This window comes from Collinsella aerofaciens (assembly GCF_028209625.1).
Lineage (GTDB): Bacteria > Actinomycetota > Coriobacteriia > Coriobacteriales > Coriobacteriaceae > Collinsella > Collinsella aerofaciens_AM.
The window spans coordinates 62399-82074 of the sequence record NZ_JAQLDU010000004.1; the positions used below are offsets into that span (position 1 = coordinate 62399).

The following is a 19676-nucleotide window of genomic DNA, read 5'->3' on the forward strand; positions in this document are numbered from 1 at the left end:
TCGGCCGCTGAACGGCACGACCGGACGGTGAAGCTCAAAACGATCCGTTTCTCTCCGTCCCCAGCCGATCAGGTGATCCATAGGGGACGGAGGGAAACGGATCGTTTTTGCTGCAAGGGCTGCTGAAGACTTTATCCTGCTTGGGCCACAGGGCTCGTCCGCCGCAACAGCACCACTATACTTTTGAATATCTGAGCATTTTGAAAGGCAGGATATGACCGCAACCGCCAGTCGAACCACCAACCGCAGACCCGAGCTTTTGGCGCCCGCCGGAGGGCCCGAGCCCTTTGCCGCCGCACTCGCCGCCGGGGCAGACGCCATCTACTGCGGCATGGGCAGCTTCAACGCCCGCCGCAAGGCCACCAACTTTACCGACGAGGCCTTTGAGCAAGCCTGCCGCGCCGCGCATCTAGCCGGGTCGCGCGTCTACGTCACGGTCAACATCGTCATCAAGCAGTCCGAGATGGGCGATGCGTTGCAACTCATCCACCGCTGCTCCACGTTGGGCGCCGACGCCTTTATCATCCAGGACTGGGGCCTGTTCTTTGAGGTCAAGCGCACGATGCCCGGCATCGAGACGCACATCTCAACCCAAGCAAACATCCACGACGACCGCGGAACCCTTTGGTGCCGCGAGCAGGGCGCCGACCGCGTGACTCTCTCGCGCGAGCTTTCCATCGACGAAATTGCCACCATTCACGATGCCGCGCCCGATGTGGACCTTGAGGTCTTTAGCCACGGCGCCATCTGCTTTTGCTACTCGGGCCTGTGCCTGCTTTCGAGCTTTGCCATGGCGGGGCGATCGGCCAACCGCGGCATGTGCGCCCAGCCCTGCCGCCTGCCCTACGAGCTGATCGACGAGAACGGACGTACGCTCTCCCCTGCCGGTCGCGAGCGCGCTCTATGCCCGCGCGACACCAACACTTCGCAGCTCGTTCGCCGTCTGTATGACGCCGGCGCCGCGTCGCTCAAACTCGAGGGCCGCATGAAGGCGCCCGATTACGTGTACTCCATCGTTGATGTGTATCGTCACGAAATTGACGACATGCTATCCGGAGCCGCCGTTACCAAGGACGAGGAAGCCGCCCGCCAGCGCCAGCTCAAGCGCTGCTTCAACCGCGACTTTACGCACGCCTATCAGGACGGCACCTCGGGCGACGAGATGATGAGCTACGAGCGTTCCAACAACCGCGGCCAGATCGTGGGCACGGTGCTGGGCAGCCGCTTGGCCAACCGCTATGTGCGCGGTCTCAAGCCCGACGACCGCCGTCGCCGCGCCGCCATCGCCCGCATTGAGCTGTTTGAGCCCGTGGGCAAGGGCGACCTGCTGGAGCTTCGCCACGATAACGAGTTTGACCAGTTCCTGACCACCATTGCCGCCGATGATGCCGCTGCCGGCGACATCATCGAGTGCCGCGTGCCCCGCAGCATGCCCGAGGGCTGCCGCGTCCGCGTGATTCGCAGTCAGCGTGCCATCGACGCCGCCGGCGCCGCACTCAAGCGCGATGTGCTGCGCCGCCGAGCTGTTGATGTGTCCGTCGTGGCACGCCTGGGCGAGCCGTTTACCGTCACACTCACCTGCTGTGACAGCCCCGCGCTCACCGCCACCGCCACGGGCTTCACCGTCGAGGCCGCCAAGACCCGCGCCATCGAGGCGGCAGACCTGGTTGAGCATGTGGGCCGCATGGGCTCCTCGCCCTTTGAGGCAGCGAGCTTTGATGTGACGCTCGATGAGGGCTGCGGCATGGGCTTCTCCGCTGTGCACAAGGTACGCACCGCCGCTTGCAAGGCGCTGGAAGAGGCCATTCTGGCACCGTACGCGGAGCGCGCGACAACACTCGAGTTGCCGGTACTCGACAAATGTACGCGCGCCATGCCCGAGCATTACCGCGATGAGCCGCAAATCTGCGCCACCGTCACCTCGCTCGAGGCCGCCGAGGCAGCTCGTGCCGAGGGCGCCGCGCGCATCTACATGACCACCGATGCGCTCAAGGCCGTCGGACTCTCCCCTGCCGATGCATTTGAACAGGGCATCGTGCCCGTACTCGACGAGGTCTGCCGCGCCGTTGACCACGAGCGCGTCGATCCCTGGATCAATGCCGGAGCCACCGTCGCCGTCGGCAATATCTCCGAGCTTGCCCTGGCCGCCCAGGTTGGCGCCACGGCCGAGATTCGCTCTTGCCTGCCGGTTCATAACACGCCCTGCATGGAAGCGCTTGCCGAGCGCGGAGCCGGTGCGTTTTGGCTCTCGCCCGAGATCACGCTCGAAGAGATTGTCTCGCTCGGCGCCGCCGCGCCCGCGGCTCTGGGCATCACCGTCTTTGGCCGCCCGCGCGTCATGACAAGCGAGCATTGCATTCTGCAGGTTGCCAACGGCTGCATCCACGATTGTGCCAACTGCCGCCTGCGTGCCCGCAAGCTCTCGCTCAAGAATATCGACGGAAAGGTCATGCCCGTCCGCACCGACATCCACGGCCGCTCTCGCCTGTACGATGCCTACCCCATCGACCTTACGCCGCAGGTACCACAGCTGCTTGACGCCGGCGTCCGTCGTCTTATGGTGGACGGCACGCTGCTCGAGACGGATGAGGTGGGCCGCGCCGTCGCACGCGTCCGTCGCGCCGTCGAGGCCGCGCAGGCCGGCCGTAAGCCCGCCGCCCGCCTGCGCGGGGCGACCTCGGGCTGCATGTTTGTGGGAATTAGCTAACCGAAAGGCTTACACATGAACGAAGAACCTCAAGTCCTCTACTGCGACGCCTGGCTCATGGCCATCGACAAGCCCGCCGGCATGATCGTCCACGGCGACGGCACCGGCGAGCGCACACTCACCGACTACGCCAGCGACCTGCTGCTGGCGATGGGCGACGGCTTTGCCGCGACCGACATGCAGCCGCTCAACCGCCTGGACCGCGACACCACCGGCGTGGTGCTGTTCTCGCTCGACAGGCAGACGCAGCCCGCTTTTGACCAGATGATCATCGACCACGCTTTCGAAAAGCACTACCTGGCGCTCGCCGAGGGCAAGATCGACTGGAACGAAAAGCTCATCGACAAGCCCATCGCCCGCGACCGACACGACAGTCGAAAGATGCGCGTCGGCGCCAGCGGCAAGCCGTCTCAAACGCGTGTGAAGGTGCTCAAGCGCCTTAAGAGCCGTCGTGGCCTGCCCACGCGCTCGTATATCGATGTCGAGCTGCTCACCGGCCGCAAGCACCAAATCCGTGTGCATCTGGCGAGCGAGCGTCATCCCCTGGTAGGCGACGAGCTCTACGGCACGCCACGTCCTTGTGGCCTCATGCTCCATGCCCACAGCGTGTCCTTTACGCATCCCGTAACCGGCGAGCACATCCACATCGAAGCTCCCTGCCCCTGGGAGCCCTAAAACCTGCCAAAAAGGGACAGGTTTATTTTGGCAGGTTTTATCTGGACAAACGTCAAAACCACCACAAAGGTTCCTGCCCCTTCGCGGTGGTTTTGGCCTTAGCCCGTCCCTGCCGTTAGACCGTGACGACGTTGTCCATTGCCCGGTACTTGGCGGGGACCTCGCCTGCGGTAATAATCGTTGCATCGCGGAAGTCCGCGAACTTGACGGGCGCCACCATGCCAAATTTACTGGCGTCCGAGATTACGAAGCGCTTGGCCGTATGGCGCATCGAGATACGCTTTACTTGCGCCTCCTCGATATCGGGCGCCGTGAAGCCCTGCTCGGCGGCAATGCCGTTAGAGCCCCAAAAGCCGCAGTTGAAGTTGTAACGGTCTAAGGTTGCCAAGGCATCGGGGCCAACGAGCGCCTCGGTCTCGGGTTTGAGCTCGCCGCCCAGCACCACGATACGCATGCCGCGCAAAGCGAGATGCTGAGCATGGAGCACGGAATCAGTCACATAGGTGACACCTTCAAGGTGTGGAAGATGCTCGATGAGCCTGAGCGTCGTCGAGCCCGAGTCGATGTACACAAAGCTCTCGGGCTCCACCAGCGCCGCCGCACGGGCGCAGATACGTTCCTTGTCGTCGTTATGGAGATCGCTGCGCTCATTAAGCGTTAGGTCGCGCGTCACGTGCGCGCGCTCAAGGCTCGTCGCCCCACCGTGCACCTTGGCGATACGGTGTGCGCGATTGAGCGTCTGCAGGTCGCGCCGAATGGTAGACGCCGTCACGCCCAGGGCCTCAGCAAGCTCCGGTACGGTAACCGAGCCCGTCTGCTGCACCATCGACACGATTGCGTTGAGCCTATCTTCCGCAAGCATCGCTTACTCCTCCTCGGGGTACACGACTCCCCAATCGGCGCGAAGCTTGGTCATAAGCTCCATAACATCAGAAGCATAATCCAGAAGCTCGCGCTTGGAGTCGTCGCCGGCAACGGCCTTCTCAAGATCGGCCATCTCATAACACAGGGCGTAAGCCTCAGTGCCTGCGTGGACCTCCTCGCGGTGGCCGTCCGCAGTCCACACGATGGTCGCGTGATCGGCACGCGGATATTCGTTGACCTCGATGTAGCACTTGTCAAAGCTGATGACCGAGCGCTTGGGCTGCTTGGAGTGAAGCGTAAGGCTCACGACGCCCAGCTGCTGCTCGGCATTGCGGCAGACGATGCCGCCCGCAACATCGACTCCAGTCTCGCAGGTGTTGCCTAGAGACACGACCTCGGCGGGCTGGCTCGCCATAAACAGGCGCATGACGGACAGGGCATACACACCAATATCGAGCATGGCACCGCCGGCAAGGTTGCGATTGTAGAAACGGTTAGTCAGGTCGCCGTACTCCTTGTAGCTACCAAAGTTGAGCTGAGCGAGGTTCATGCGGCCGAACTCGCCGGCATCCATGCGGCGACGCAGCTCTTGATACAAGGGCATGTGGAGCACCGTGGTAGCGTCCATAAGGACCACGTTGTGCTCGGCGGCAATGGCACGGGCCTCATCGAGTTCAGCGGAATTGAGGGTAATGGCCTTCTCGCAGAGCACGTGCTTGCCGGCCGCCAGGGCGGCGCGCAGATAGGTGATATGGGTGTTGTGCGGGGTGGTGATGTAGACGGCGTCGATGTCAGGATCGGCGTAGAGATCCTCAACCGCGTCATAGACCTTCTCGATGCCATACTGATCGGCAAAAGCCTGAGCCTTGGACAGCGTGCGGTTGGCAACGCCCGCAAGCTTGCGACCGGCAAGAGCGAGGGACTGGGCCATCTGGTTGGCGATAACGCCGCACCCGATCACAGCCCAACGAAGCTCGGGAGCCGTAAAGATATCATCGGGGAATGGCTTATCCTGGACCGAAGCGAACGCTGCCTTTGCGGCTGCCGCAGAGTCGAGTGGAGCCTGCTTGGAATCTGTCATATGTGCCTCCTATGTCATAGAACGTCTTGCATTTCTGACAGCTCTATATTCGCACAAACACGCGCGTCTATGCGCGTTTTTGCGTATCTCACCGCTAAACGGTCATTTTTGTCCCGAAAACGGCGCATCTATACGCATATTCACGCAATCCCACGCACGCAAATACGCACAAATGCGAACCGGTCATTGCTCAGAGACAGGGGCTTATGCTTAGAACTCAAAAGACAGGATGATCCGCTTCGCCTCGTCGCTCATGGCGCGCTGCAGCTCTAAGGACCGTCCCAAACTGCCGACAGAAAAGGAACGTTCCAAACTGCCGACAGAAAAAGAACGTCCCCAGGCGCCGGCATTTCAAGAGTACTCATTTAAGTCTGTCCCCAATGAGTGGGAGTAATCAGAGACCCTTTGCGAAGGAGGCCGGACGTGGCCTTCCTCGTTTTTATTCATGGACTTTAGTCCGTGCCGCGCGGCACGCGCGGCATAGAAAGCCACCCGCTCAGCGGGTGGAGGCCAATTTCCGCTACGCGACAAAAACCTTCCCCCTAGCATGAGGATTGTTCAGGTCATCATACTAGGGGTAAGGTGATTGCTGTGGCCCAGAAAGCCAACAGCCTCGCGCACACGAAATGGCTGTGCAAGTACCGCATCGCACCGAGGTCAAGCTCATCGCCGCCAGCGTCGAGAAGCACCCCGAGGTGCGCTTTGCCGCGAGCCGCACCTCGGCCCACGCCGACCTCTACGACCGCATGGAGCAGGCCCTGTGCGAGCGCGTGGCCAACGCGGTGGAGGTCGTCCGCTCCGACATCAGCCCCGCGCTTCTTGTCCACACCGGTCCAAACCTCGTGGGTGTGGCGGTCCAGGGACTCTAGCGGAGGCGGGGCGTCCTGCCCCAAAAACAAATGCAAAAGACGAGCACTTCTTGTCGCTCAATTGGCAAGAAGCGCTCGTCTTTTCTTAACGCGTTGTATGGCGGAGAGAGCGCAAGTTACGCGAGCGCCCTTCTTGCCAGCTCGGCCGCGCCGAGGATTCCTTGGTCGCCGCCGCAGCCCGGGGCGCAGATGTAGCTCTCCATGTCCTTAAGCTCGGCGGTCTGGATGTAGCCACCCAGATATTCGAGGGTCTTCTTGCGGACGATGCCGTAGAGCTGCTCCTGGTGCATCACGCCGCCGCCGAGGACGATGCGGCGAGGCGAGTACATGAGCACGAGGTTCGCGCACATCTGCCCCAGATAATCCCCCTCGAGCGCCCACACCTCATCGTTGTCCGCGAGCTCGGCCGCGGGCTTTCCCCAGCGCGCGGCGATGGCGGGGCCGGAGGCGAGCCCCTCGAGACAGCTCGCGTGGCTCGGGCAGACGCAGCGTCCCTCCTCGGTGGGACGGGTCCTTACCAGCATGTGACCGGCCTCGGGGTGCAGCATGCCGTGAAGGAGTCTGCCCGCGCACATGACGCCCGCGCCCACGCCGGTGCCGATGGTCACGTAGACGGCGTCCTCGAGCCCCTTGCAGCAGCCGAAGACCACTTCGCCGAGGCAGGCAACGTTCACGTCCGTGTCGTAGGCCACCGGAATCCCGAGGGCGTCGGCGAACGAGGCGCGAAGACCATGGCCTCGCCACGCGAGCTTGGGCGTCTGGAGGATGGAGCCGTAGCGCTCGTCGTTGGGGTCGACGCAGGTCGGGCCGAAGGCGCCGATGCCCAACGCGTCCACATCGCGGACGGTGAACCACTCGATCATCTGCGGGACGGTCTTGGCGGGCGTAAGCGTCGGGGTCTCCATACGGTCGAGGACCTCGCCGTCGCCGGACACCACGGCACAGACCATCTTGGTCCCGCCGGCTTCGAGGGCGCCGAGCCTCATTTGCTTTTCGCTCATGTGATCCTCCTTACAAAGGGACGCCCGCAGTCATGGTCAACCGCGGGCGCCCATAACGTTGGCTTGTTTCGAGGCGACCCTACCTGGGCACGCGGTCCTGCCTTGCGGCAAACGGGGCGAGCACGGCGTGCGGCTCGCTTTGGTACCAGTAGGCGACGGTGGAGATGTCGTCCTCGCGCTCGTAGAGCTTGATGTCGTCGTTGCCGAGGTCCTGGAACGTCACGCGCAGGTCCTCCTTGAACGAGATCGGGTCGGGAAGGTGCCACCTGTAGAGGCCGTGCCTGGGCAGCGCGTCGTCGTTAGTCGCGAGCATCGGATTCGGGTTCGGCTTGCCCGCGCTGAAGCGGTCGCGCGTGGCGTCGCGCGTCGAGCGGTACGGGTAGCCGGCGAACAGCGTGTTGAAGCACTGCGCCTCGGGCAACGCGTGGGGCGGCCTGTCGAGGAAGGCCCAGGCACCGCCGAAGTAGTCCTCGGCTCCCGTCGAGGTGACCGTGGGGAACTCCTCGTCGCCGTCGAGGAAGAACTTCATCTCGCCCTCGCCCCACCAATAGCGCTCCAGGGCGCACAGGGCCATGTAGGTGCCGACGTAGTAGCCCTTGCCGCGCACGCCGTCGAGCACGGTGTAGTCGACGCCCCTGCGGGTGCTGCGCTCGCGGTTAAAGCGGGCGTGGAAGTACATGGCGTCGTCCGGCACGTCGGTGAGCGCGTAGTTGAACGTGTAGAAGATGTACTTAATGAACCCGGGGTGCTCGCTCGTAAGCGTGACCTTGGCGTGCTTCCTGAAGGGCATCTCGAAGTAGCAGTTCATGCCGCCCGTCGGGTTCACGCAGATGGGCATCGAGTTGACGATGGCGCGCTCACCGAAGCCGTTGCAGAAGAAGTCGCCGACAGGGCACTCGACCGAGGGGGTCTCCTCGTCGTCCCAGTAGAAGCGCAGCACGAGGTCACGCATGACGAAGCTGCCAGCGGCGGTCTTGTCGGGGACGGTCATCCAGATGTGGCGGATGATGCCGGGGCCCTCGATGTCCGCGAGCGTGATGGTCTCGCCGGACTCAAGGGGCACGCAGCACGAGCCCTTGCGGCCGACGCCGAGGTGGCTGGCCGACATGGCGGCGCGGCCCTTCTCGCCCGTGATGTTCTCGGGGGTGATGGCGCGGCTTTCCTCACCGCCGTGCATCCACACGTCCTTAAGGAACTCTCTCATCGTCGACCTCCTCTATTCGTCGTCGTCGCACTCGGCGGAACTGGCACCGTTCACGTAGATGATCTGCTGGCGCGCCTCGTTGACGAGGGCGTCGAAGTCGAGTTTCTCGTCGGGGCGCGCGAGCGCGACCGTCATGGCGAGCGGGAGGTTGACACCCGCGATCACGTGGATCCGGTCGGAGGCGAAGCGGGAAAAGCGCTGGTTCACGCTGCCGCCGTACGCGTCGGTGAGGACGACGACCTCGTCAGTGCCCGAAAGAGCCGCCTCGACCGCCGCGTCGAGCCCCTCGCCGTTGTCGTTCACGTAGGCGCACACGGCGTTGACGGCGTCGCCCTTACCCGTAAGGAACTCGAGGGTGTCCTTGAAGCCCTGGGCGAGAAGGGAATGGCTCGCCACAACTATCTTTCTCATTGATTCACCAATCTCTTGGGTCGAAGCTAGGCGAGGATGCCGGCGGCGGAGGCGACCATCGCGAGGACGATCACCACGAGGATGAGGGCCGTCATGCTCGCGTTCTTCTTGGTAAGAAGGTAATACGCGCTTCCCGTGATGGCGGCGGGGATCATGGCAGGCAGGATCTTGTCGAGCAGCGGCTGAATCTCCATCGCGACGTCGCCGAAGCTGAAGCTAATCGGGCAGGTGACGCCGATGACCGAGGCGATGAGGCAGCCGACCACGGTGAGGCCGAGCACGGAGGCGGCGGCAGTGAGGTTGGGAAGCTTCTCGCTGAAGTCGGTGACGAGCTTCACGCCCTGCTTGTAGCCGAACTCGAGGGCGTGCATGCGGACCCAGAAGATGGCCAGGATGAGCGCGAACCAGATGCCGGCTCCCACGGGGTTGCCCTCGATGGCCATGTAGGCGGCGATGGAGCCCATGATGGTCGGGATCATGGTCATGAGCAGGGAGTCGCCGACGCCGGCGAGCGGTCCCATGGTGCCGATCTTCAGGTCTTGGACGGCGTCCGCCGCCGCTAGGCCGTCGCGCTCCTCCATGGCCACGCAGGCGCCAAGGATGATGGCGGCGAGCCAAGGCTGGGTGTTGTAGTAGCGGAAGTGGTTGTTGAGCGCTTGCTTATAGTCCTCGTCGTTCGTGTAGATCTTCCTCAGGACCGGCGAGAGGGCGTAGGCGACTGAGGCGCCCTGCTGGGTCTGGTAGTTGAAGGTGCACACGCTCATGAGCCAGCGCCAGTTCGCGTTGCGCAGGTCCTTCTTGGTGACCTTGTAGCCGGAGGGCTTGCCCTCGGCGACGGCGGTGATGTTCTCGTTTTCCATGGTTACTCATCCTCTCCGATGAAGGCGTCTGCGGAAGCGTGGGCGGCGAGCTCGGTGTCCCTCTCGGCACGCTGGTAGAACGCAATCGCGAGGGCAACGCCGACGATGGCGGCGCCGATGATGGGCACGTTCAGGAAGGCCGAGAGGAAGAAGCCGGCGAGCAGGTACTGGAAGTACTTGGCGGTTGGCATGTAGCGGAGCAGCATGGCGATACCGACGGCCGGGAGCATCTTGCCGGCGAGGGTGAGGCCGGAGAGGAACCACTGGGGCATGACCTCGAGGAGCCAGTTGACGGCGGGCTGGCCGAGCGTCACGGAGACAAAGACGGGCAGGGCGGCGCACAGGCCGAAGAGCGCGGGGCAGACCCACAGGATGGCGTTCATCTGATTGAACTTACCCTCGTTGCAGAACTTCTGGGACTTCTCGACGACAAAGCCGTTGAGAATCTTGGCGACGACGTCGAGCTGGATGCCGAGCATGCCGACCGGCAGGCCGATGGCGAGGCCCGTGTCGGAGCCCAGGGTCACGCCGTAGGCGGTGGCGATGATGGCCATCGTGCCGTAGTCGGGAATGGAGGAGCCGCCGAAGCCCGCGACGCCGAGCTGCATGAGCTGAATGGTGCCGCCGATGACAAGGCCGGTCTTCCAGTCGCCCATGACGACTCCGGTGATGAGGCCCCAGAAAACGGCGTAATTGACGAAGATCATCGGGATGCCGTAGTAGTCCACGTGCTTGATGAAGGCCAGCAGGGTCAAAAGGACGACCTGCAGGATAGTGAAGTTGACCATATTTCCCCCTTAGATGAGGTCTGCGACGGAGACGGGCTTGTCGGCGGGCACGAACTGGGCCGTCACCTTGACGCCACGGGCGATGAGCGCCTTGTAGCTCTGGACGTTCTCGGCGGAGGCGTAGGCGCGCTGGGTGAGCTGGATGCCGTCCTCCTTGACGAGCGAGCCGCCGACGACCAGCGACGGGAGCTCGACGCCCGACTCGACCAGGCGAAGCATCGTCTCGGGCTCCTTGGCGATGACGAAGACCTTCTCGCGGTCGTACTTGCCCGCGGCGAAGTTCTTGAGCGCGGTCTGCTCGGAGATGATCGAAACGGCCATGCCCGCGGGGCGCGCCATCCTCATGGTGGACTTCAGGACCTCGTCGCCGGCGACCTTGTCGTCGATGACCATGACTCGGGTCGCGCCCGACACCGGGGCCCACTGCGTCACGATGATGCCGTGAAGCAGGCGATTGTCGATTCGTGCCATAACAACACTCATGTTTGCTCCTATCAAATGAAGTTTTGCGTTCGGTACTGCCTCGGCACTATCCGGATTCGCGCCGGGCAAGGGGTTATCGGATTATTGAGGACGCGCGGTCAGCTTGCGGCGGCGCGGGGAAGGTCACTCGTCGAGCAGGAGGTCCGAGGAGCCGAGGCGCTCTTCTCGCGCCGGGGCGGCGCTCACGCTTATGTAGTCGAAGACATATGCGATCTCGCTTACGGGAACCTCTACGCGATAGCGCGTCGAGATGCTCGAGAAGCTCTGCCTGAAGGACTCGATGAAATCGGCGCGTTCCTCCTCGAAGCGGTCCTGGCCAACGTAGGTCTCAATGGGGTTTCCGGTAACAAGGCGCTCGACGAGACAGCAGAGGTGAACGTAGAGCCCAATGATGGCGTTGCTGCCGATCTTCTCGCCTGTCCTGCGCTGAAGCTCGTGCACGGCGCTCTCGATCTCATGGAATAGCCGCTCCGGGTCGAGGATGGTGATGGAGCGGATGACGTTCTGCAGCGTCATGTTCGAGAGCAGCTTCTCGTGGAAAGAAGAGAGCTCGGAAGCGTCAAGCCACCTGCCGAACACGGCATCAACCTTAGAGGCGGACGCCGTCGACATGATGTCCTCGAGGGCGACGAAGGGGACGGAGGCGACCCCGGGGTCTCCCGTGCCGATGACGGCGCAGACGCGGTGCTCGGAGAAAACGGCGTCGTTCGACCCGTTCGCGACGAGCTGCTTGAAGGGCCTCGTGAGCAGGCGCGCGCCTATGGTGCGCGGGAGGCTCTGCGAGACGAGCTGGCGTATCCTCTCCGCGGCGTCGACCCCGGACTCGGAGCAGAAGACGATGGCGTCCTCACGGTTGACGCGCTCGATCACCTTGCAGTGCGTCACGCACGCGGCGGTCGCATCGCCAAGAACCTCGGCGATGGACTTGCCGCCGAGCAGCCCGACCCCGATCTCGAGCGCAAGACCGGTAGAGACGTTGTTCACCACGCCGATAGTGGAGTCGGTAACGTTCTCGAGGGCCTTATAGGCCTCCTCCAAGGAGCCCATGTCGACGAGGAACACGACCCCGGTACAGTAGGAATGGCGGTCGACGAGGCGCTGGAGCGGACCGACGATGTCCTTCAGCTGCTGGTCGTAGGGCATGTCGACAGCCTCGTACACATGCATGCCGAGCATACGGTTCGCCGCGTCGGCGATGCTCGTCGCCGTTGAGTAGCCGTGGGACAAGATGACGCAGAGCGTCCGAAGGGCCTTCGCATCGCGAGACTCCGATGCGACGCACAGCGTCAGAAGCGTCTTCGTGAAGTGATCGAGCGAGATTCCCAGCGCCCCTTCCACGTCTGCGGCGACCTGATCGGAGACACTCGAGGCAAACGGCAATTCGGAGGTCACGGCACCGAGGAGATGGGAGATTTGCTCCGCACAGGCAGACTTTCGCTTAGCCAGGCCGATACCCGGCCACAACTGCAGGCAAATCTCCTGGGCCAGTAGAAAAGCGACCTTCCTCGAAAGCTCGATGCCATAAGAAGAGCCTGCGTCGGCAAGGACCGCGCCCACGACGCGCTCGAAGGCGCGCGACCTCGAGGAGGCGACGCCGTGGTCGAAGATCAAGTGATCCTCAACGCCGCGCACAGCGGAGACAGCTTGCGAGACAAGCTCGGAGACAGAGAGCTCCCCGGCGCAGAATCGCTCATCGAGGGAGCACAGGGCATCGAGCGCCTGCTCGACCGGCCCTGTGCTCTCGGCGGCATCCAGAGACGCGTCGATCAGAACGCCATCGTCGGGCTGTTGATCGATCTGCGCGGAGGAGAGGAGCCCGCTGGGAAGAAGATACGGGCGAACGACGACGTAGTCGCCCTCGCGATTGAGGAACGCTTTGGCACAGCAGTTCGTCACGCAGGCGCGCAAGCCGGCGATGTTATCGGAAAAGTCCGCGTTCACGAGGCAACGGTATGCGCCGCGGCTGATCTTCACATCAGAACCGATTCGGCACCCCTCGCTGCGCAGGAAGCTCAAGATGAGATCCTCGCGCTCCTCGGGGGTCCGCTCCTTGAGTGAGGGGACGCGGGCACAGATGGGCATTTTGCTGTAGGCCGAGGAAACCTTCAGGTCATCGGCGGAAAGCGTCGTCGAAAGAACGAGGCGAGCGCGCGGCGCATCCTGGGAGGCATCGAGCCCGAGGGCCGTCGCAAGGCAGTGCTCCATCGCAGAGGGAGAGAGTGCCTCGATGCCGTTGACAAAGACCACACCCCCGCGCGCTTTCGCGATCGACTCGTCAAGAAGCCCGTTGAACGAGGCGGCGTCCGGGACCCCGGCGCAGTCGATGCGCACATAGGAGGAGTCGCGGGACAGAACGCCCTGGTTCTTGCCGTACTCGTACACAAGGCGAGAAAGGAAAGACTTACCGACACCCACGCCGCCGCTCAAGAGGATGGGCAGGCCAAACGGAGGGTACTGAACCGCAGCCTTGCACTGCTCGACAACGGAGCTGAGGCTCATGTCGAAGCCCACGGCACGCGCGAAGTCGCGGTGATCGGCGATTCCCGTCGCCTGGATGAGGTCGGCGAGCGAGGCGTACTCGCTTGCAGAGAGCTTTACCTGAAAACGCTTCTGGAACGCGCGGCGATGAAAATAACGGACAGGCCTGCCCGCCACCTTAACCACAAGACCGGCGCGAACAAGGTCGTTGAGGTACTGACTCGCCAGGCTCCTGGAGATGATGAGCGTCTCGGCGATGTCGGAGGTGGACAGACGGGCAAGGTCGTCGAGCGAGACGGCAGAGGTGAGGGTCTCGAGATGCTCGAGAATCCTGTCCCTCATGTCGACGGGTTTCTTTGCCAAGCTGTCCTGTGTGGTCTTGTCCATGACTTCTTACCTCCTCGTACAAGGAGTATAAGGGAAGAACAGAGAACGGAAGGGGGCGCGTGGGGGAATCAACAGCTCCGAGGAAAAGTCCACCACTTGAGGGGCAGAAAACAACGGCCATTGAACATTCAGGGCCGACGCTCAACACTTCGGCTCGACACTTCGCTTTGGAAAGGGCCCGGCGCGCCGGGGTCCCAACATAAAGAAGGGCCCCGGCGCGCAGGGCCTAAAGCTTAACCATGCGCGCGGCGATGCGGGCGCAGTCGCAGGCGGCCTTCTTCTCGAAAGTGTTGTAGTCACGACCCGGCCCTCGGCGCAGGGCTTGTCGCTGATGGCGCGCACGACGACGAGGGGCACGCCGTTGAGATAAGTGGCCTGCGCGATGGTGCAGCCCTCCATCTCGCAGCACAGGTCGCCGAAGGTCGCGAGGATTCGCTCCTTCTGTTCCGCGGGCGAGACGAACTGGTCGCCGGAGACGACGCGGCCCTTGAGGACCTTAATGTCGGGGGCGACGGCGGCCGCGGCGGCGCACGCCGCCAGCAAGGGCCGGAACGGATCGCGCAAGATCAAGGCGTCGCCCGGGAGGTCGGGCGTTACCGTCAGCCGGCGCCGCGTCTGCCGCATCATGAGGGAGAACGGCCTGGCCGGCGCATACGGCAGGAAGAGGTTCAAGGTGCACCCCGGGGCGGTCAACGAGGCCGACGTGTCGAACGTCGTCGCGCGCGGCTTCGGCGGCAGGGCGCCGTGCACCCATATATGCAGCGACTTGGTCTGCGTGCGCGTCGGGGCGTCGTGGAACTACGTCTGCCTGCTCGTCGACCTCTGCAACGGGGAGATCGTCGGCCACTCCGAAGGACCGAGGAGGGACGCGCGAGCTCCGAGCCAAGCTCTTGGATTACGTGCACTGGTACAACAACTTCAGGATCCACTCGACGCTGGGCTACATGTCGCCGGTCGAGTTCAGGGAGGCGGGGCCGTCCCTCCCGGAATCGTCCAAATAAGTGTTGCCAATCCATAGCCAATCCAGCCATCATCTTCGCGAAGGCGGACGTCAGGAAAAGCTCGGCTTGAGCTCGGTCAGACGCGGTCTGTGGGGCATCATTCAGGCTCAGGGGGTCTCCTTGTCTTCTTCGGTCGCAACCTGAATGATAGGGACGGCCCCTTCTCTCTTTCCCCTTCGTTTTCGACGCATCACCCTCTCGGCGGGCTTAAGGCCCGCGCTCGCGGGTGCAGGGGCTACGCCCAAACCCCAAAAACGTAACGCCGTGCTCGAAGCGTTTCCGGACGTCAGCGTAATCTCAAATCCCGTTCGTCAACTCATGGGCAAGCCACCTGAGACTACTCATTTCTCCTTCTGGCAATGAAGACCTGCGACCTGCAGTTTTGCAAACTGCTTGAAAGCCACCTGCGTTGATTCACTTCCTATTGCAGCTGGCGGCTTGCACGCGAAAAGGCATTTAAGTTTCAAAACGGGCGTTTTCGGCGCTATCGAGCCTCCAAAGGCATCCCGCCGCGCCCTTTGGGACAAAAACAAAAACTCAAAGCCCTGAGTTCGAAAATAGTTTTTGGAGTTGTCCCGACTTTTGTCCCCGAAGCCGACGAAACGCGACAGGGTGTCACCTGGCGGCACTCGATTCGAGACGGCACCGAAAACTGGATGCAACCGGAATGACAGGACGGCAGAACCGAAGCCATCGAGTAGGGATAGAAAAAGGCCCGGGTGCCATGGCATCCGGGCCTTTGCTAGCAACTTGATGTTGCGGGCAGCTTAGAACTTGTGGCCGCACTTCTTGCAGACGCGCAGCTTGTTCTTGCCGTCCTTCTCGTGACCGACGCGGGTAACCTTACCGCACTCGGGGCAAACGAGATTGACGTTGGAGGCGTCGATGGGAGCCTCCTGCGAAACGATGCCGCCCTGCTGGTTGGCAGCGTTGGGCTTGACGGCCTTCTTGACGACCGAAACGCCCTCGACAACGACCTTGTTCTCGGCGGGGAGAGCACGCAGGACAACGCCCTGCTTGCCGCGATCCTTACCAGAGAGAACCTGGACCTTATCGCCCTTCTTGATATACATATATCTCCCCTAACTACAGGGTCTCGGGAGCGAGCGAGACGATCTTCATGTACTTCTTGTCACGAAGCTCGCGAGCGACGGGCCCGAAGATACGGGTGCCGACGGGCGAACCATCGTTGTTGATGACAACGCAGGCGTTCTCATCAAAGCGAATGTAGGAGCCATCCTTGCGGCGGATCTCCTTAACGGTGCGAACGACGACGCAACGGACAACGTCCTTCTTCTTGACGTTGGCGCCAGGCGTAGCCTCCTGGACAGCACCGATGAACACATCGCCGATGCCTGCATAACGACGCTTGGAACCGCCAAGCACCTTGATGCAGCGAATCTTGCGAGCGCCGGAGTTGTCGGCGACGTTCAGCATGGTTTGCATCTGAATCATGGTAGATGTTCCTCCGAACTAAGAACCGAAGAGAGGTGCGCAGCCTTTATACGGCCCGTGGTATGCAAGCCAGGCATACGCACATCTTCGGAAACGTACAAGTCGTAAGAGCGACTGCTTATTTAGCGCGCTCGACGACCTCGATGAGGCGCCAACGCTTCATCTTGGACATAGGACGGGTCTCCATAACGCGGACGGTATCGCCCACGCCAGCCGTGCACTCCTCGTCGTGAGCGTGCAGCTTCTTGGAGCTGGTCATCATCTTGCCGTACTTGGGGTGACGCTTGCGCTCGGTGATGGTGACAACAATGGTCTTGGCACCGGAGACGGAGGTAACGACACCCGTACGGACCTTACGCGAGTTACGCGAATCAGTCATGTTCTCTCCTTAGGTCCTACTCGGCGACAGCGGACTTCTCCGCTGCGATCTCGCGGGCGCGCTGCTCCGTGAGGACGCGAGCGATGTCCTTCTTCACGGTGTTGACGCGAGCGGTGTTGTCCAGCTGGCTGGTGGCCATCTGGAAACGAAGGTTAAAGAGCTCGGCGCGCATTTCCTTCAGCTTCTCAACGAGCTGAGCGTCCGAGAGCTCACGAATCTCTGCGGGCTTCATTAGTTCTCCTCCTTGGCGGCGGCGGCGTCCTCAGCAGCCCACTTGGCCTCGAGAGCGGCCTCCTCAGCCATCTCCTTCTCGATGCGCTGCTCAGCGTTCTTGGCAGCAACAATCTTGGTCTTGATGGGGAGCTTGTGCTGCGCAAGACGCAGAGCCTCGCGAGCGACCTCCTCGGGAACACCCTTGACCTCGAACATGATGCGGCCGGGCTTGACGACGGCCACCCACTCCTCGGGGTTACCCTTACCAGAACCCATGCGAGTCTCGGCAGGCTTCTTGGTGATGGGCTTATCGGGGAAGATCGTGATGTAGACACGACCGCCACGCTTCATGTAGCGGGTCATGGCAATACGAGCGGCCTCGATCTGACGGTTGGTGATCCAATGGGCCTCGAGAGCCTGGATACCAAACTCGCCGAAATGCAGCTCGGTATTACCCTTGGCCTGGCCCTTCATGGAGCCACGCTGCACCTTGCGGTGAAGAATACGCTTAGGGGCAAGCACTACTGACCCCTCCTCTCGGAGTTACGACGACGAGGACGGGAAGAGCCCTCGAGTGCAGGGTTGGGAACAGGCTGGCCCGGGAGCTTCTCGCCCAGGTAGATCCAGACCTTCACGCCGCAAGCGCCCATGGTGGTGCTGGCGACAGCCGTGCCGTAGTCGATCTTGGCACGGAGGGTGTGCAGAGGCACGCGACCCTCGCGGTACCACTCACGACGGCCCATCTCGGCGCCGCCGAGACGACCGGAGCACTGGATACGGATGCCCTTAGCGCCGGCCTTGCGGGCGGACTGGACAGCCTTGCGCATGGCGCGACGGAAGGCAACGCGGCCCTCGAGCTGCTCGGCGATAGACTGAGCAACGAGGTTGGCGTCGAGCTCGGGGCGCTTAATCTCGACAACGTCGACGGAGAGCTGGCCCTTGGAGACGCCAGCGACCTTCTCGAGCTCGGTGCGGAGGGTATCGATCTCGGCACCCTTCTTACCGATGACAACGCCGGGGCGAGCGGTGAGGATGATGACCTTCACCTTGTCGCCAGCGCGCTCGATCTCGACGCGGGAGACAGCTGCGCGGGAAAGACGCTTCTCGAGGTACTTGCGGATCTCGAGATCGTTACCGAGGGTCTTAGCGTAATCCTTCTCTGCGAACCAGCGGGAGCGCCAGTTCTCGGTGATGCCAAGACGGAAGCCGGTGGGGTAGACTTTCTGACCCATACAGCTTTACGCCTCCTTTCGAGGAGCAACGACGACGGTGATGTGGGAAGTACGCTTCAGAATGCGAGAAGCGGAACCCTTGGCGCGGGGACGGATGCGCTTAAGCGTCGGACCCTCGTCAACATAGGCAGCGGCGACAACCAGGTTGTCGGCACGCAGACCGTTGTTGTTCTCGGCGTTCGCAACGGCGGAACGGAGAACCTTCTCGACATCCACGGCGACGGCGCGGTCGCAGAAGTGGAGGATGTCGAAGGCCTGAGCGACAGGCTTGCGGCGGATCAGATCGACCACCAGGCGGGCCTTGCTGGGGGAAACACGCACGTACTTAGCGACGGCGCGAACCTCGGTGGCCTCAGTTTCAATAGACTTAGTTGCCATTTACGGTTAACCCCCTATTTGGCCTTGTGGCCACGGAACGTACGAGTCGGCGCGAACTCGCCGAGCTTGTGACCAACCATGGACTCGGTAACATACACGGGCACATGCTTGCGGCCGTCGTGGACGGCGATGGTGTGACCAACCATCTCGGGGAAGATGGTGGACGCGCGGGACCAGGTCTTCACGACGTCCTTCTTGCCAGCCTCGTTCATCGCGGTGATACGCGAGAGAAGGCGAGTCTCCACGAACGGGCCCTTTTTGAGACTTCTGCTCATAAGTGCTTTCTCCTAAAACTCGGTATCCGAAATTACTTCTTACGGCGACGAATGATGTGCTGGTTCGAGACCTTCTTCTTCTTGCGCGTACGAAGGCCCTTCGTCGGCTTACCCCAGGGGGTAACAGAGGGACGACCAGAGGTGTGGTTCTTGCCCTCGCCACCGCCGTGCGGGTGGTCGACAGGGTTCATGACGGTACCGCGGACGGTCGGGCGCACGTTCATGTGACGCTTACGGCCGGCCTTGCCGATGACGATGTTGGCGTGATCGGCGTTGCCGACCTCACCGACGGTGGCGCGGCAGGTAACGAGGATGCGGCGCATCTCAGAGGAAGGCATACGGACGATAGCGTACTTGCCCTCCTTACCCATCAGCTGGCAGGAGTTACCGGCGGAACGGGCGATAGCGGCGCCCTTGCCCGGCTGGAACTCGACGGCGTGGATGAGCGTACCGACGGGGATGTCGGCGAGGGGCAGAGCGTTGCCCGGCTTGATGTCGGCGTCAGAACCGGACATGATGGTCTGACCGACCTCGAGGCCCTTGGGGGCCAGGATGTAGCGCTTCTCACCGTCAGCGTAGTGCAGCAGAGCGATGCGAGCGGAACGGTTCGGATCGTACTCGATCGTGGCAACCTTGGCGGGCACGCCGTCCTTGTTGCGCTTGAAGTCGATCACGCGGTAACGACGCTTCACGCCGCCGCCCTGGTGGCGGGTGGTGATGCGGCCGTTGTTGTTACGACCGGCCTTCTTGGGCAGGGGCTCGAGAAGAGACTTCTCGGGCTTGGTGCAGGTGATCTCGGAGAAGTCGGAGATCGTCTGCCAACGCCTACCAGCGGAGGTCGGCTTAAGGTGCTTTACAGCCATTACAATCCCTTTCAATAGGAATCCGTTAGCCATCGCAGACAGGGATTCGAGGTTCTGCCTCGGGTGCGATGA

22 protein-coding genes and 2 pseudogenes are annotated in these 19676 nt (G+C 62.5%); 5 read left to right on the plus strand and 19 right to left on the minus strand.

Features of this window, described 5'->3' with window-relative positions; translation table 11 throughout:
• Positions 1–214 precede the first annotated feature (214 nt).
• Together PMW70_RS03040 and PMW70_RS03045 are read left to right on the plus strand one after the other, a co-directional pair.
• A complete protein-coding gene (locus PMW70_RS03040; protein ID WP_271743846.1) occupies positions 215–2707 on the plus strand; it encodes a peptidase U32 family protein in 2493 nt (830 codons plus the stop codon).
• A gap of 15 nt (positions 2708–2722) precedes the next feature.
• The gene (locus PMW70_RS03045) at positions 2723–3382 is read left to right on the plus strand and encodes an RluA family pseudouridine synthase (protein ID WP_271743847.1); all 660 of its coding nucleotides are present in this window, start codon (positions 2723–2725) and stop codon (positions 3380–3382) included.
• A gap of 115 nt (positions 3383–3497) precedes the next feature.
• Here the strand turns inward: PMW70_RS03045 and PMW70_RS03050 are convergent, their stop codons facing one another.
• Both PMW70_RS03050 and PMW70_RS03055 read right to left on the minus strand, forming a co-directional pair.
• Positions 3498–4244, minus strand: coding sequence for a DeoR/GlpR family DNA-binding transcription regulator (locus tag PMW70_RS03050; protein ID WP_271743848.1), 747 nt, complete (start codon positions 4242–4244; stop codon positions 3498–3500).
• Between the two features lie 3 nt (positions 4245–4247).
• Complete coding sequence (locus PMW70_RS03055; protein ID WP_271743849.1) at positions 4248–5327, minus strand: Gfo/Idh/MocA family protein; 1080 nt, start codon at positions 5325–5327, stop codon at positions 4248–4250.
• 626 nt (positions 5328–5953) lie between these two features.
• Between PMW70_RS03055 and PMW70_RS03060 the strand changes: the two genes are divergently transcribed.
• Positions 5954–6196, plus strand: a complete 243-nt coding sequence (locus tag PMW70_RS03060; RefSeq protein WP_271743850.1) for a hypothetical protein — start codon at positions 5954–5956, stop codon at positions 6194–6196.
• Between the two features lie 116 nt (positions 6197–6312).
• On the opposite strand, the gene PMW70_RS03065 is transcribed toward PMW70_RS03060, so the two are convergent.
• The 8 genes from PMW70_RS03065 to PMW70_RS03100 all read right to left on the minus strand — a co-directional run bounded on the left by PMW70_RS03065 (position 6313) and on the right by PMW70_RS03100 (position 14351).
• Complete coding sequence (locus PMW70_RS03065) at positions 6313–7197, minus strand: ROK family protein (protein WP_271743851.1); 885 nt, start codon at positions 7195–7197, stop codon at positions 6313–6315.
• 79 nt (positions 7198–7276) lie between these two features.
• Complete coding sequence (locus PMW70_RS03070; protein WP_172676343.1) at positions 7277–8401, minus strand: glycoside hydrolase family 172 protein; 1125 nt, start codon at positions 8399–8401, stop codon at positions 7277–7279.
• A 12-nt stretch (positions 8402–8413) separates the two neighbouring features.
• Complete coding sequence (locus PMW70_RS03075) at positions 8414–8812, minus strand: PTS sugar transporter subunit IIA (RefSeq protein WP_089572475.1); 399 nt, start codon at positions 8810–8812, stop codon at positions 8414–8416.
• A 26-nt stretch (positions 8813–8838) separates the two neighbouring features.
• Complete coding sequence (locus tag PMW70_RS03080; protein ID WP_089572476.1) at positions 8839–9672, minus strand: PTS system mannose/fructose/sorbose family transporter subunit IID; 834 nt, start codon at positions 9670–9672, stop codon at positions 8839–8841.
• A gap of 2 nt (positions 9673–9674) precedes the next feature.
• Positions 9675–10460 carry a PTS mannose/fructose/sorbose/N-acetylgalactosamine transporter subunit IIC gene (locus PMW70_RS03085; RefSeq protein WP_089572477.1) on the minus strand — a complete coding sequence of 262 codons (786 nt, stop codon included), beginning with the start codon at positions 10458–10460 and terminating at the stop codon, positions 9675–9677.
• 9 nt (positions 10461–10469) lie between these two features.
• On the minus strand, positions 10470–10943 hold the full coding sequence (locus PMW70_RS03090) for a PTS sugar transporter subunit IIB (RefSeq protein ID WP_089572478.1): 474 nt from the start codon (positions 10941–10943) through the stop codon (positions 10470–10472).
• Positions 10944–11066: 123 nt separating this feature from the next.
• Positions 11067–13808, minus strand: coding sequence for a PRD domain-containing protein (locus tag PMW70_RS03095; protein WP_271743852.1), 2742 nt, complete (start codon positions 13806–13808; stop codon positions 11067–11069).
• Between the two features lie 141 nt (positions 13809–13949).
• The gene (locus PMW70_RS03100; protein WP_271743878.1) at positions 13950–14351 is read right to left on the minus strand and encodes a phosphorylase family protein; all 402 of its coding nucleotides are present in this window, start codon (positions 14349–14351) and stop codon (positions 13950–13952) included.
• Here PMW70_RS03100 and PMW70_RS03105 point away from each other — a divergent pair.
• A pseudogene (locus PMW70_RS03105) lies at positions 14308–14415 on the plus strand (hypothetical protein); the annotation flags it as partial. The gene PMW70_RS03100 and the pseudogene PMW70_RS03105 overlap by 44 nt on opposite strands.
• Positions 14416–14707: 292 nt before the next feature.
• Positions 14708–14809 (plus strand): IS3 family transposase, encoded by a 102-nt coding sequence (locus PMW70_RS03110; RefSeq protein ID WP_231501554.1) that lies wholly within the window; start codon positions 14708–14710, stop codon positions 14807–14809.
• Positions 14810–15576: 767 nt separating this feature from the next.
• Here PMW70_RS03110 and rplX read toward each other — a convergent pair.
• From rplX to rplB, 9 genes and pseudogenes are all read right to left on the minus strand, one after another.
• A complete protein-coding gene (rplX, locus tag PMW70_RS03115) occupies positions 15577–15882 on the minus strand; it encodes a 50S ribosomal protein L24 (RefSeq protein WP_006235043.1) in 306 nt (101 codons plus the stop codon).
• A gap of 13 nt (positions 15883–15895) precedes the next feature.
• Positions 15896–16264 (minus strand): 50S ribosomal protein L14, encoded by a 369-nt coding sequence (gene rplN / locus PMW70_RS03120; protein ID WP_006235041.1) that lies wholly within the window; start codon positions 16262–16264, stop codon positions 15896–15898.
• A 118-nt stretch (positions 16265–16382) separates the two neighbouring features.
• Positions 16383–16643: a 30S ribosomal protein S17 gene (gene rpsQ, locus PMW70_RS03125; RefSeq protein WP_006235040.1), complete on the minus strand. Its 261-nt coding sequence runs from the start codon at positions 16641–16643 to the stop codon at positions 16383–16385.
• A 16-nt stretch (positions 16644–16659) separates the two neighbouring features.
• Positions 16660–16875, minus strand: a complete 216-nt coding sequence (gene rpmC / locus PMW70_RS03130; RefSeq protein WP_006235039.1) for a 50S ribosomal protein L29 — start codon at positions 16873–16875, stop codon at positions 16660–16662.
• 86 nt (positions 16876–16961) lie between these two features.
• Positions 16962–17378 (minus strand): annotated as a pseudogene (gene rplP, locus PMW70_RS03135) (50S ribosomal protein L16); the annotation flags it as partial.
• Complete coding sequence (rpsC, locus tag PMW70_RS03140) at positions 17378–18088, minus strand: 30S ribosomal protein S3 (RefSeq protein WP_006235037.1); 711 nt, start codon at positions 18086–18088, stop codon at positions 17378–17380. The pseudogene rplP and the gene rpsC, both read right to left, overlap by 1 nt.
• 6 nt (positions 18089–18094) lie before the next feature.
• Positions 18095–18466 carry a 50S ribosomal protein L22 gene (gene rplV / locus PMW70_RS03145; RefSeq protein ID WP_006235036.1) on the minus strand — a complete coding sequence of 124 codons (372 nt, stop codon included), beginning with the start codon at positions 18464–18466 and terminating at the stop codon, positions 18095–18097.
• A gap of 14 nt (positions 18467–18480) precedes the next feature.
• On the minus strand, positions 18481–18741 hold the full coding sequence (gene rpsS / locus PMW70_RS03150) for a 30S ribosomal protein S19 (RefSeq protein ID WP_006235035.1): 261 nt from the start codon (positions 18739–18741) through the stop codon (positions 18481–18483).
• 32 nt (positions 18742–18773) lie between these two features.
• On the minus strand, positions 18774–19604 hold the full coding sequence (rplB, locus tag PMW70_RS03155) for a 50S ribosomal protein L2 (RefSeq protein WP_055250219.1): 831 nt from the start codon (positions 19602–19604) through the stop codon (positions 18774–18776).
• Positions 19605–19676: the final 72 nt, after the last annotated feature.